At 73.3% G+C, this 12,824-nt stretch carries 5 protein-coding genes; 3 read left to right on the top strand and 2 right to left on the bottom strand.

The window, feature by feature from the left end:
• Window positions 1-67: 67 nt before the first annotated feature.
• Together FB157_RS26605 and FB157_RS26600 are read right to left on the bottom strand one after the other, a co-directional pair.
• The gene (locus tag FB157_RS26605; RefSeq protein WP_145883165.1) at window positions 68-1,612 is read right to left on the bottom strand and encodes an alpha/beta hydrolase; all 1,545 of its coding nucleotides are present in this window, start codon (window positions 1,610-1,612) and stop codon (window positions 68-70) included.
• A gap of 99 nt (window positions 1,613-1,711) precedes the next feature.
• Window positions 1,712-4,621, bottom strand: coding sequence for a lysylphosphatidylglycerol synthetase family protein (locus FB157_RS26600; protein WP_145883164.1), 2,910 nt, complete (start codon window positions 4,619-4,621; stop codon window positions 1,712-1,714).
• Window positions 4,622-4,806: 185 nt separating this feature from the next.
• Here FB157_RS26600 and FB157_RS26595 point away from each other — a divergent pair, with 185 nt between their 5' ends.
• From FB157_RS26595 to FB157_RS26580, 3 genes are all read left to right on the top strand, one after another.
• The gene (locus FB157_RS26595; protein ID WP_145883163.1) at window positions 4,807-5,193 is read left to right on the top strand and encodes an MGMT family protein; all 387 of its coding nucleotides are present in this window, start codon (window positions 4,807-4,809) and stop codon (window positions 5,191-5,193) included.
• A 266-nt stretch (window positions 5,194-5,459) separates the two neighbouring features.
• Entirely contained in the window at window positions 5,460-9,086 is a 3,627-nt protein-coding gene (locus FB157_RS26585; protein WP_186581688.1) for an ATP-dependent DNA helicase, read from the top strand.
• 115 nt (window positions 9,087-9,201) lie between these two features.
• Window positions 9,202-12,822, top strand: a complete 3,621-nt coding sequence (locus FB157_RS26580) for a UvrD-helicase domain-containing protein (RefSeq protein WP_145883160.1) — start codon at window positions 9,202-9,204, stop codon at window positions 12,820-12,822.
• Window positions 12,823-12,824 lie beyond the last annotated feature (2 nt).

Here is a 12,824-nt window from a genome sequence, read left to right as displayed (position 1 = left end):
CTGACCTGCGGCTTTGCGAGGGTGGTCGGGTGTCCGTTCCGGGATTGCCGACAGGGATTGCCGGATTCTAGGAGCAGACCGTGCCGGCCTTCGGCACCTTCCCGTCCAGCAGGTAGTCGTTCACCGCGCTCTGCACGCACTTGTTCTTGCTGTCGTACGCCCCGTGCCCCTGGCCCTTGTACGTCAGCTCGACGGCGACGCCCTTGCCGAGCGCGTCCACCATCTTCTTCGCGCCCTCGTACGGGGTGGCGGGGTCGCCGGTGTTGCCGACGACGAGGATGGGCGCCGAGCCCGGCGCGCTGACGTCGGGGTGCTCGGCGGCCCCGGGCACGGCCCAGTCGGTGCAGCTGACCATCCCCCAGGCCAGATAGTCCCCGAACACCGGGGAGGCGGCACGGAACTCGGGCACCGCCTGCTGGACCTGGTCCGCGCTGTACCGCGGTTTCTCGTCGGCGCAGTTGATGGCGATGTTGGCCGCGGTGATGTTGCTGTACTCGCCGTTCTCGCTGCGCCCGTTCATCGAGTCGGACAGCAGCATCAGGATCTTGCCGTCGCCCTCGTAGGCCTGCTCGAGCCCCTCGGTGAGGTACTCCCAGAAGTCCTTGGAGTACAGGGACTGTGCGATGCCGTTGGTCGCCGCGGTCTGGGTCAGCTGCCGCGGGAAGATGCCGGGGATCGGCTTCTTCTCCAGGTCCGCCAGCAGCTTGGCGATGCGGTCCTTGACCTCCTGCGGGGTGTCGCCGATGGGGCACTCGGTCGTCTTCGAAGTGCAGTCCTCGGCGAAGTTGTCGAGCGCGAGCTGGAAGCCCCTGGCCTGTCCGAGCGCGCTCTGCTCGGGGTTCAGGGTGGGGTCGACGACCGCGTCGAAGACGGCCCGGCCGACGTTCTTCGGGAACAGGTGGGCGTAGACGCCGCCGAGTTCGGTGCCGTAGGAGATGCCGAAGTAGTGCAGCTTGTCGTCACCGAGGACCTGGCGCATCAGGTCCATGTCGCGGGCCGCGTCGGTCGTGCGCACATGCGGCAGGATCTTCGTGGAGTTCTTCTCGCAGGCCGAGTTGAACTGCCTGGTGCGGTCCAGCAGCTGGGCGCGTTCGGCGCTGTCGTCGGGGGTCGCGTCCTGCTGGAAGAAATCGTCGAGTTGGGCATCGCTCTCGCACTTCACGGGCGCGCTGCGGCCGACCCCGCGCGGGTCGAAGCTCACCAGGTCGTAGCGGGTGTTCAGGGCGGCGTAGTCCGCGCCGAAGGCGGGCAGCGTGGTGACGCCGCTGCCGCCGGGGCCGCCGAAGTTGAACACGAGCGAGCCGATCCGCCGGCTCGGGTCACCGGTGGCCTTGGCACGGATCAGGGCGATGTCGATGGTGGGGCCCTTGGGGTCGCTCCAGTCCCGGGGGGCCTTCATGGTGGCGCACTGCCACTTGGCGCCGCTGGGCAGCGGGGACGGAGAGGTGCCGCCGCCCTCCGCCGCGGACGGCACCGGGCAGTCCTTCCAGTCCAGCTTCTGTGCCGGCAGGTCCCCGTCCTTGGCACCCTCGCTGCATCCGGCCAGCAGAGCGGCCAGCACCACGGCGCTGGTGGTCAGAGCAGCGGCACGCAGCCGGAAGGGGTTCGCCATACATCCATCCTGCGCGCGCGCCCGCCGGGGCGCGCGGGACGCGAGCCGTACGAGGTACGCCCCTGGCCTGCTGTGCAGGCCTGTTCCGCGCCGCTGCTCCTACAGGGCACCCTTGCGCGTGAGCTGGTTGAAGGCGAGCCAGCCGGGCAGCACCGGCAGCCACAGCGTCAGCAGCCGGAACAGCAGGACGGCCGGCGCGGCGACCTCCTTGGGGAGGCCGACGGCGATCAGGCCGAGCGTCAGGCTCGCCTCGACCGCGCCGACGCCGCCCGGGGTGGGCGCCGCGGAACCGAGCGCGTTTCCGGCGAGGAAGACCACGGCGACACTGGCGATGCTCAGCGAGGTCGAGTTGTCACCGAACGCCCGGATGGAGGCGTCCAGGCACATCACGAAGCAGAAGGTCAGCAGCAGCATGCCGCCGATGCCGGTGACCAGCTTCTGCGGCCGCTGGAGCACGTCGAGCATGCGCGGCACGACACCGGCGAACAGCGACCTCACGCGCGTGGAGACGAATTTCCGCAGGAACGGCACCGAGGTCACCACGAGCACCAGAACCGCCACGGTCAGCAGCCCCGCGATGACCGTCCGGGACGGCGACAGCGACGGCGTCTTCTCGGTACCGGTCAGGTAGCCGAAGGACAGCAGCATCAGGATGTGGCAGCCGAGCCCGAACAGCTGCGACGCGCCGACACTCGCCACCGCGAGCCCCGGACGCACGCCCTGGCGCTGCAGGAAGCGCGTGTTCAGGGCGACACCGCCGACCGCCGCCGGCGCGACGATCTTCACGAAGGACCCGGCGACCTGGGCCGCCGCCGTCCGCAGGAACGGCACCCGCTCCGGTACGAACCCCAGCAGGGCCATCGCGGCGGCCACGTAGCTGAGCGCGGAGAACAGCACCGCGGCGAGCACCCAGCCCCACTGGGCGTTGGCGATCAGCGGACCGAACTCGATGTGGGTGAGCTGGGTCAGCAGGAAGTACGCACCGATGGCACCGGCGATGAAGCTGATCAGTGTGCGCGGCCGCACCCGCTCCAGACGGGCCGGCTCCACGGGGGCCTGCGGTCTGATCCGCAGCACCTCGTGGCGGATCTGCGTGAGCAGATCCTCCTCGCGGGCCTCGTCGAGTGCCTCGTCCAGGGCCCGCTTCTCCGCCCGCTGCTCGGCCCGGACCGTCTTCTTGTCGCGCTTCTCGAGCACGGGCCCGGCCGTCTCGGAGGCCTCCGCCGGCCGGGCCTGCTTGGCCTGCCGGGACGCCTCCAGCACCGCCTCGCGTTCCCGCTCGGCGCGCTCGCGGGCCAGCTTGCGCAGGGTCGCGCGCGTGGAGCGCGTCAGCGCGATGGGCTGCAGCATCGGCAGGCAGTCGGCGACCGCGTCCGGGCCGAGCACCCCGACGGCCGAGGCCACGGCCCGCTCGGCGCCCACCCGCAGACCGACCGTGGTGACCAGCTGCGCGACGTCCATGCGCAGCAGCAGATCGCCGGCCGCGATCTCGCCGCCGCGCAGCTCCGTGAGGATCACCTTGCCGGAACGATCCACCAGGATCGCGTCACCGGCCAGCCTGCGGTGCGCGATGCGCCGGGACTGCAGCGCCCGCACCTGGTGCCAGGTGTGGCGCAGCAGCTCGTCGGTGATCTCCTCGTCCGGCAGCGAGTCCAGCGTGCGCCCGCCGGTGTGCTCGTAGACGAGCATCACCGCGTCCGGACCGAGTTCCGAGGTGGCGATCAGCTTGGGTGCGTTGGCACCCGCGGCGATCGCCGCGTACGCGAGCAGAGCCTCCTGCTCCAGCGCCTGGCGCAGCGACTGGAGACTGGAGCGGGTGGCGAAGCCGCGCAGGGTCAGGTTGCGCCAGGCGCGGTAGAAGAAGCCCTGGGCCTGCTGCTCCCGGTCGACGACCGTGACGTCCAGCGGCGGGCCGTCCTCCAGGGTGACGAAGTAGCGCCGTCCGCGGTCGCCGTTCTCCGACTCCACGGACTCCTCGCGGGCCGCGCTGACCGGGTGGAAGCCGACGTGCCTGAGGCCCGCCATCAGGGTCCGGCCGGTGGGGCGGACATTGGGGGAGCCGACCGCGTACAGCGTGCCGTAGGCGACGGTCCAGCCGATCAGCACCGTCAGGATGATCGAGAACGGAGTCGTGTAGCCGGTGACCAGCATCGAGAACGCGTCGAGCAGCAGCACGATCCACAGCACCGCGCGCCATCTCGGTCTGCGGGACATGCCGACGGCCGTCATATAGGCGATGACGGGCGCGAGATAGCCGTGCACCGGGTCGGTCAGGGCGTGGATGTCGCCCGGTGAGGGCTGGGTCAGCGCCTCCTGGATGGAGTCCGGTGCGGCCTGGGCGACCCACAGGTCGGTGGCGAGGGTCACTCCGTGCGCGAGGACGGCCGCCAGGACGCCGTCGGCGATCCGCAGCCCGTCCCGTTTGATCAGCCGCTCGATCGCGAAGGCGACCGGCACCAGGAGGATCGCGATGCTGGACGCCAGTCCCGCGATCTTGATCAGCAGGTCCGGGGCCTGTCCGGTTCCCTTGTTGATGTCCTGTTCGAGGCCCGAGGTGGTGCCGTGCGCGAACGCGGCGATCGCGAGCAGCACGACGACGGCGAGCACGCCCACCAGAAAGCGCATGAGGTCGGAGGGACGGTGCACGCGCGCGGGGAGCAGCGGTTCGTCGCCCTCGACCTCCTCCGGATGAGGATCTTCGTCACCGGAGCCCGGGCCCTCGTCGGGGCGCGGGTTCCCGGGGACGGGTGCTTCCTCGGCGGCGCCGGTGACGTCGCCGCGCGCACGCGTGCCGTCGTCGCGCGCGCCGTCGTCCGTGTGCACGTCCTCGCCCGGAGTGCCCGGAGTGCCCGGAGTGCCCGGAGAACTGGTGTCGTCCGGGCCCGGAGAACCGGCCTCGTCCGGGGCCGTGGCGCCGGTGCCGACCTGGCCGGAGCGGGCGGTGTCGGGACGCGCGGCAGCGTCAGAGGTGCCCTCCGCGCCTTCGGGGTGCACGCCCTGCTGCATCATGGTCTCTTCTTGGTCTCGTATCACCGGTCACCGCCCGCACGATGGTGGCATGCCCCACCGGCACACGCGGGCATCAGGGTGCGGATGGGCGGTCGGACAGTCTGCCGGAAGCGCCGCGCGAGGGCGAGAGGGCCGTACCCGGACTTCGCGCCACGTTGTCGGTGGGGTGCGGCAGGATGGGGCGAATGAGCGAGCAGAGCCCTGCCGAGGACACCCGAGAGGGGTACGAGGACGCGTTGCCGGAGTACGCCGAGCGGGTCCTGGAGGTCGCCGAGCGCATTCCGCCGGGCCGGGTCATGACGTACGGCGATGTCGCCGAGTGGCTCGAGGAGGGCGGCCCGCGCCAGGTCGGCCGGGTGATGGCCCTCTACGGCGGAGCCGTCCCCTGGTGGCGTGTGGTGCGCTCCGACGGAAAGCTGCTCCCCGGCCACGAGCTGCGTGCCCTCGATCACTACCGCGCGGAGGGCACGCCGCTGAAGGAGGCGGGCAGGAGCACCGAGGGCCATCTGCCGCGGCTCGACATGAGACGCGCGCGATGGGACGGCGGCACGGTCGCGGAGGGTCACACCTGACAGCTTCCGCCATCGGATGCCGTCGAGGGGAACCCGTGGCCCGTACGAGGGACACGGGGGACGTCCGTGGCATGACGTACGTTCGTGTGGTGAGGGACCCACGTGACACGAGGGCCACGAGAGCCGCGAGGGAAGAAGCGGAAGCCCTGCTTCCGTCCGAGGTGGCGGCGTAGCGTCGGCTGCACGTGTCCACCTCACCCCGCGGCCACCGCCTCGCACGCGTGACCGCCTGCCCACCAGCACAACCACCAGGACCGGCGAACCACGTGAGCTCCTCTTCCTCCATCAGGCGCCTGCCGCACCCCCCGGTGCGGCAGGGGAGCCGTGGCGCTTACCGGCTGGTCCGTACCCCGCCTGCCGAAGTGGATCCCCCTCGTCTTGACGCGACACAGCGCGCCGTGGTTGACCACAAGACCGGACCGCTCCTCGTTCTCGCAGGTCCGGGCACCGGCAAGACCACCACCCTGGTGGAGTCCGTGGCCGCGCGAATCGCCCGTGGCGGGGACCCGGAACGGATCCTGGTCCTGACGTTCAGCCGCAAGGCCGCCGTCGACCTGCGCGACCGCATGGCCCTGCGCATCGGCGCGGCCCGCGCGCCCCGGGCGACCACCTTCCACTCGTACTGCTACGCCCTGGTCCGCGCCCACCAGGACAGCGGCCTGTTCGCGGAGCCGCTGCGCCTGCTCTCCGGCCCCGAGCAGGACGTCACCGTGCGCGGGCTGCTGGCCGGGCAGCCCGAGCTGGAACGGCTCGGCCTCGACCACGTGAGCTGGCCGGACGAGCTGCGCGCCTGCCTGACCACGCGCGGCTTCGCCGACGAGGTCCGCGCCGTCCTTGCCCGCAGCCGCGAGCTGGGCCTCGGCCCCGGCGCACTGGACGCCTTCGCCCGCCGCATCGGCCGCCCCGACTGGCGCGCGGCCGCCGCCTTCCTCGCCGAGTACCTCGACGTCCTCGACCTGCAGGGCGTCATCGACTACGCCGAACTGGTCCACCGTGCGGTGCTGCTCGCCCACCGCACCGAGGTCGCGGCACGGCTCGCCGCCCGGTACGACGCCGTGTACGTCGACGAGTACCAGGACACCGACCCCGCCCAGGTGCGGCTCCTGCAGGCCTTGGCCGGCGGTGGGCGCACGCTGGTCGCCTTCGGCGACCCCGACCAGTCGATCTACACGTTCCGGGGCGCCGACGTGAACGGCATCCTGGACTTCCCGGGGGCCTTCCCGCGCGCGGACGGCCGACCGGCCCCCGTCGAGGTGCTGCGCACCTCCCGCCGCTCCGGCGCAGCCCTGCTGGCCGCGACCCGCCTGATCACCCAGCGCATGCCGCTGACCCGGCTGCCCGCCGAGAAGGTACGCGCCCACCGCGAGCCGAAAGCCGTGCGGGACGGCGGCCGCGTCGAGGCCTACACGTACCCGACGGCAGGTACGGAACTGGACAACATCGCCGACATCCTGCGCCGCGCGCACCTGGAGGACGGCGTCCCCTGGAACGACATGGCCGTGCTGGTACGCGCCGGCTCCCGCTCCATCCCGGTATTCCGCCGCGCCCTCACCGCGGCCGGCGTCCCCCTGGACATCGACGGCGACGACCTGCCCCTGCGCCACGAGCCGGCGGTCGCCCCGCTGCTGACGGCACTCAGAGCGGTTGCCACGGCGGAGGCCGCGCGGCGCCCCGGCGAGGAGACGCGCGACGAGAAGACGCGCGACGAGGCGGAGGGGCCGGAGGCCGGCGCGGGCGGCGCTGCCGAAGCCGGCACGGATGCGCTTGCCGCGGCCGGCGTGGACGGTGCTGCTGCCGCCGGCGCCGACGTGGTTTCCGGGGCCGACGCGGAGCACCCTGTCGAAGCCGGTGGCGAAGCCGGCACGGACGGTGCTGCCGACTCCGGCATCGAAGCGGTCGCAGGCGCCGGCACGGACGGCGCCGCCGAAGCCGCCGCCCAGGCGCTCGCCGAGGCCGACGCGGACAGCCCTGCCGAGATCGGCACCCGTGCGCCCGCCGCCGAGCCGGCCGCCGACACGTACTGGCTCGACGCCGAGACCGCCCTCACCCTGCTCGCCTCCCCGCTCGCCGGCATGGACACCGCTGACCTGCGTCGACTCGGGCGTGCCCTGCGCGAGGAGGAGCGGGTCGCCGGGAACCCGCTGCCGCCGCCCTCGGACGAGCTGCTCGCGCGGGCGCTCGCCGAACCCGAGCGCCTGGTCGCGCACGACCCGGCATACGCGCGGGGGGCGCAGCGCCTCGGCGCGCTGCTCCGCAAGGCCCGTGAGCGACTCGCGGGCGGCGGTACGGCCGAGGAGGCGCTGTGGGACCTGTGGGAGGGCACGCCCTGGCCCACCCGCCTGGAGCGCGCCGCCCGGCGCGGCGGCGCGGCGGGCCGCAACGCGGACCGCGACCTGGACGCCGTGTGCGCACTGTTCGCCACCGCCGCGCGTGCGGAGGAGCGCATCGGAGGCCGCGGCGCCCTGAACTTCCTGGAGGAGATCGACGCCGAGGACATCGCCGCCGACACCCTCACCCGCCGTGCCGTGCGCCCCGACGCCGTACGCCTGATGACCACCCACCGCGCCAAGGGCCTGGAATGGCGGCTGGTGGTCGTCGCCGGCGTCCAGGAGGGACTGTGGCCCGACCTGCGCCGCCGCGGCTCCCTCCTGGAGGCCGACCGCATCGGCCGCGACGGACTCGCCGAACCCCTCACCCCGGGCGCGCTGCTCGCCGAGGAGCGCCGTCTGTTCTACGTGGCCGCCACGCGCGCGCGTGACCGTCTTGTCGTCACCGCCGTGAAGGCGCCGGCCGACGACGGCGACCAGCCGTCCCGTTTCCTGACCGAGCTGGGCGTCGAACCCCGGGACGTCACCGGCCGCCCGCGCCGCCCGCTGTCCGTGGCCGCGCTCGTCGCCGAACTGCGCGCCACCACCGTCGACCCGCGCGCCTCGGCGGCCCTGCGGGAGGCCGCCGCCCACCGCCTGGCGAAACTCGCCGCACTCGCCGACGAGGACGGCCGCCCCTTGGTGCCGTCCGCGCACCCCTACCGCTGGTGGGGCATGTTCGAGCCGACCGAGAGCAAGGTGCCGCTGCGCCACCACGACCAGCCCGTCGTGCTGTCCGGCAGTGCCCTCGACCAGCTCGCCAACACGTGCGCCCTGCAGTGGTTCCTGGGCCGCGAGGTGAAGGCCGACACGCCCGCCACCGCCGCCCAGGGCTTCGGCAACGTCGTCCACGTCCTCGCCGACGAGGTCGCCTCCGGCCGTACCCCCGCCGACCTCGACGTGCTCATGGAACGCCTGGAGTCGGTGTGGAACGCGCTCGCCTTCGACGCGCCCTGGAAGTCCGCGCAGGAGAAGGGCAACGCGCGCGCGGCCCTCGAACGCTTCCTGAACTGGCACGTACTGGACCGCACCGGCCGCACCCCGGTGACGAGCGAGCAGGACTTCGACGTCACCCTGGACGCGGGCGACTACCAGGTCCGCATCCGTGGCCAGATGGACCGCGTCGAGGCGGACGGCGAGGGCCGCGCCTACGTCGTGGACTTCAAGACCGGCAAGCAGGCACCCAGCGCGGCCGACGTGGCCCGCCATCCGCAGCTCGCCGTCTACCAGCTCGCCGTCCGTGAGGGCGCCGTGGACCACGCCTTCGACGGCGTACGTCCGGAGCCCGGCGGTGCGGAACTGGTGCACCTCAGACAGGGAGCGGCCAAGCGGGAGGGCGGCGAGAGCCTGCCCAAGGTGCAGGCACAAGAGCCGCTGGCGGGGGAGTGGGTCGGCGAGCTGCTGGCCACCGCCGCCGGAAAGGTCCTCGACGAGCGGTTCACCCCGACCGCCGGCCAGCACTGCACGCACTGCGCGTTCCGCGCCTCCTGCAGCGCCCGGCCCGAAGGGCGGCACGTGGTCGAGTGACCTGTGCCAGGGGCGAGGGTGACGTACGGCACCACAGGCGCTGACCTGCGTTTCTTCCCCCCGGGGTGGCCGATCTGTCCTCGGATGTCAGTGCCCGCCGCTAGCCTCTGACGACATGCCCGCCCGTATCACCGACCCCGAGCAGCTCAAGGAGCTCCTCGGCATCCCGTTCACCCCGGAGCAGACGGCCTGCATCACCGCGCCGCCCGCACCGCAGGTGATCGTGGCCGGAGCCGGCTCGGGCAAGACCACCGTGATGGCGGCCCGCGTGGTCTGGCTGGTCGGCACCGGCCAGGTCGCCCCCGAACAGGTCCTCGGCCTGACCTTCACCAACAAGGCCGCCGGCGAGCTCGCCGAACGCGTCCGCAAGGCACTGATCAAGGCCGGCGTCACGGACCCCGACGTCATCGACCCGGACAATCCGCCCGGCGAGCCGGTCATCTCGACGTACCACGCCTTCGCCGGCCGTCTGCTGACCGACCACGGCCTGCGCATCGGCCTCGAGCCGACCTCCCGGCTGCTGGCCGACGCCACCCGCTACCAGCTCGCCGCGCGCGTGCTGCACGAGGCCCCCGGCCCCTACCCGGCGCTGACCCGCTCCTTCGCCGACCTCGTCAGCGACCTGCTCACCCTCGACTCCGAGCTGGCCGAACACCTCGTGGCGCCCGACGAACTGCGTGCCTGGGACGCCGGCCTGCTGCGCACCCTGGAGGGCGCCAAGCTCACCAACGCCGACCTGCGCAAGGTCCCCGACACCGCGGCCGCCCGCCGGGAGCTCGCCGACCTCGTCGTGCGCTACCGGGCCGCCAAGCGCGAACGCGACCTGCTCGACTTCGGCGACCAGATCGCACTGTCCGCCCGCCTCGCCGGCATCCCCGAGGCGGGCCGGCTGCTGCGCGAGGAGTTCCGGGTGGTGCTCCTGGACGAGTACCAGGACACCTCCGTGGCCCAGCGCGTCCTGCTGTCGGGCCTGTTCGGCGGCGGCACGGGCCACCCGGTGACCGCCGTCGGCGACCCCTGCCAGGCCATCTACGGCTGGCGCGGCGCCTCCGTGGCCAACCTGGACGACTTCCCCGAGCACTTCGCCCACGCCGACGGCAGCCCCGCCACCCGTCAGGCGCTCAGCGAGAACCGCCGCAGCGGCGGCCGCCTCCTCGACCTCGCCAACGGCCTCGCCGAGCCGCTGCGTGCCATGCACGCGGGCGTGGAGGCCCTCCGCCCGGCCCCCGGCGCCGAACACGACGGCACGGTCCGCTGCGCCCTGCTGCCCACCCACGCGGAGGAGATCGACTGGATCGCCGACTCCATCGCCCACCTCGTGCGCACCGACAAGGCTCCCGGCGAGATCGCCGTACTGTGCCGCACGGCCACCGACTTCGCCGAGATCCAGGGCGCCCTCGTCGCCCGTGACATCCCCGTGGAGGTCGTCGGCCTCTCCGGCCTGCTGCACCTGCCCGAGATCGCGGACCTCGTCGCCGTCTGCGAAGTCCTCCAGGACCCCGGGGCCAACGCCTCCCTGGTCCGACTGCTGACCGGCCCGCGCTGGCGCATCGGCCCCCGCGACCTCGCCCTCCTCGGCCGCCGCGCCCGCCTGCTGGTCGCCCACGCGCGCGTGGACGACGCCGACGACCCCGACCGCAGGCTCGCCGAGGCCGTCGAAGGCGTCGACCCGTCCGAGGTGATATCGCTCGCCGACGCCCTGGACACCTTCCTGGAGGGACCCCCCGACGAGCGTGCCGGGGACGACGACGGGCTGCCGTTCTCCCCGGACGCGCGCGTGCGCTTCGCCCGCCTCGCCGCCGAACTGCGCGACCTGCGCCGTTCCCTGTCCGACCCGCTGATGGACGTCCTGCACCGCGTCCTCGCCGTCACCGGCCTGGAGGTGGAGCTGTCGGCGTCCCCGCACGCGCTCGCCGCCCGCCGTCGCGAGACCCTGTCCAACTTCCTGGACGTCGCGGCCTCCTTCGCGGCCGGCGACGGCGAGGCCACCCTGCTCGCCTTCCTCGGTTTCCTGCGCACCGCCGCCCAGTACGAGAAGGGCCTGGACAACGCCCTGCCCGGCGGTGAGAACACCGTGAAGGTGCTCACCGCGCACAAGTCCAAGGGCCTGGAGTGGGACGTCGTCGCCGTCCCCGGACTGGTGCACGGCACCTTCCCCAGCGCCCAGGGCCGCGAGAAGTGGACCGCGCAGGCCAAGGTGCTGCCGCACGCCCTGCGCGGCGACGCCGACACCCTGCCCGACGTCGACTCCTGGGACTCCCGGGGCATGAAGGCGTTCCACGAGGCAATGAAGGACCACCAGCACACCGAGGAACTGCGCCTCGGCTACGTCACCCTCACCCGCCCCCGTTCCCTCCTCCTCGGCTCCGGCCACTGGTGGGGTCCCAGCCAGAAGAAGCCGCGCGGCCCCTCCGACTTCCTCCGGGCCCTCCACGACCACTGCGCCGCCGGGTACGGCGAGATCGAGGCATGGGCCGACGAGCCCGCCGAGGACGAGGAGAACCCGGCCCTGCACACGGCCACCGCCGACACGGTGTGGCCCCTGCCCCTGGACGACGCGGCCCTGGCCCGCCGCCGCGCGGCCGCCGAAACCGTCCTCACCCACCTGGACACCCTGGCCGCCCGGCAGGACGGCCACCCGCCCGCCGCCCACGACCCCGCCGCCTTCGACGACCCCAACTGGCCCGCACCGCCGGACGAAGAAGACCCCGGCTGGCCCGCCCCGGCGGACGACGAGGACTCGTACGGCGAAGCGGTCCCCTACGGCGAAGCGGTCCCGTACGACGAGGACCCGTACGGCGAGGACCCGTACGGCGAGGACCCGTACGGCGAAGCGAGCCCGTACGACGAGGACCCCTTCGCCGGGGAGACGCCGTACGACGAGGGCGGCACGCCCCCGGAGGAACCCGCCGACCCGGGCTCCTGGACCGGCGAGCGGCCGACCGTCCCCCACCAGGCGACCGCCCCGGCCGAACCCACCCGGCCCCGCGAACGCGCCCCCGAACGCACCCCCGCCACCGAGCCCGGGCACCCCGCGCCCCTCACCCCCGAGGAAGCCCGCGCCATCGCCTCCTGGGACCGCGACCTCGATGCACTCACCGGCGAGCTGCTGCGCGCCCGGCAGGCCGTCACGGACGTCCCCCTGCCGGCCACGCTGACCGCAACCCAGCTGCTGCTCCTCGCGGAGGACCCGGACGGGCTCGCACAGGAACTCGCACGCCCCATGCCACGCCCCCCGCAACCCGCCGCGCGCCGGGGCACCCGCTTCCACGCCTGGGTCGAAGCACGCTTCGAGGAACTGACACTGCCCATGCTGGAGCCGGACGAGCTGCCCGGCAGCGAGGCCGAGATCGCCGACGAACGCGACCTCGAAGCCCTCAAGGACGCCTTCGAGCGCACCGAGTACGCCCAGCGCACCCCGTACCGGATCGAGGCACCCTTCCAGCTCACCCTCGCCGGCCGCGTCGTACGCGGCCGCATCGACGCCGTCTACCGCACCGGCGGCGGCGACACGGCGACCTACGAGATCGTCGACTGGAAGACCAGCCGCACCCGCAGCGCCGACCCCCTCCAGCTCGCCGTCTACCGGCTGGCCTGGGCCGAGCAGCAGGGCGTGCCGCCCGAGTCGGTCACGGCCGCCTTCCTGTACGTGCGCAGCGGCGAGGTCGTACGCCCCGCGAACCTGCCCGGCCGGGCCGCCCTGGAACGACTGCTCACCGGTGACCCGGCCGAGTGACA

Source organism: Streptomyces sp. BK340 (genome assembly GCF_007827595.1).
In the GTDB taxonomy this organism is placed as follows: Bacteria; Actinomycetota; Actinomycetes; order Streptomycetales; family Streptomycetaceae; genus Streptomyces.
The sequence above is the reverse complement of the archived record's forward strand: the minus strand, read 5'-3'. Positions and strand labels throughout refer to the sequence as shown.

Excerpts from the sequence above, each read along its gene's own strand:
- FB157_RS26600 (WP_145883164.1), bottom strand. The coding sequence starts at position 4,621 with ATGATGCAGCAGGGCGTGCACCCCGAAGGCGCGGAGGGCACCTCTGAC.
- FB157_RS26580 (WP_145883160.1), top strand. The coding sequence starts at position 9,202 with ATGCCCGCCCGTATCACCGACCCCGAGCAGCTCAAGGAGCTCCTCGGC.
- FB157_RS26595 (WP_145883163.1), top strand. The coding sequence starts at position 4,807 with ATGAGCGAGCAGAGCCCTGCCGAGGACACCCGAGAGGGGTACGAGGAC.
- FB157_RS26605 (WP_145883165.1), bottom strand. The coding sequence starts at position 1,612 with ATGGCGAACCCCTTCCGGCTGCGTGCCGCTGCTCTGACCACCAGCGCC.